The sequence below is a fragment of the Streptomyces gottesmaniae genome, assembly GCF_031845845.1.
Classification (GTDB): domain Bacteria; phylum Actinomycetota; class Actinomycetes; order Streptomycetales; family Streptomycetaceae; genus Streptomyces; species Streptomyces akebiae.
The window spans coordinates 1-463 of the sequence record NZ_JAVRFJ010000126.1; the positions used below are offsets into that span (position 1 = coordinate 1).

The window sequence follows — 463 nt, forward strand, 5'->3', positions numbered from 1 at the left end:
GTGTTATAAATAGGCTTGCTTTCGGGCTTTTCGGGCAAAGTCGGCACAAAGTCTTCAGGTTTCAGATTGTCGGAATGCTCAAAAGGCGCTGTTTCTGATGATGCCGTCTGCTCCGTCATCGTCTGCACAACGCTTTCTTTTTGCGCTTCCTGCTCAATCCGGCTGTCTGTGGCTTTGCTGTAAACTTGAAACATGCCGTAACTTTTCCAGCCTACAAACCCTACAACCGCAATCAACGCCCAAACCGCCCAAGGCACTTTTTTCTTGAACTTTTGGTGCCGGCTTGATGATTTATAGTATTTGAAGGCTTCTTTAGGCGGTTTCCAATTTGCGGCTTCTACGCCGCTTACGCCCGCGGGATTGTCCAACGAGGTTACGCATTTATACCAATAATACTGTTTCATGCCGATTGCCTTGCGTTCAAGGTGTACATGCTTTGAAACAAGGTTGCGGACGAATATAT

Annotated in this window: 1 protein-coding gene; it reads right to left on the bottom strand. The window is 47.1% G+C overall.

Features of this window, described 5'->3' with window-relative positions; all coding sequences use genetic code 11:
* Nucleotides 1-404, bottom strand: a 404-nt coding sequence (locus RM704_RS45745; RefSeq protein WP_498076450.1) for a zonular occludens toxin domain-containing protein, incomplete at its 3' end; no start/stop codon positions are given.
* Nucleotides 405-463 lie beyond the last annotated feature (59 nt).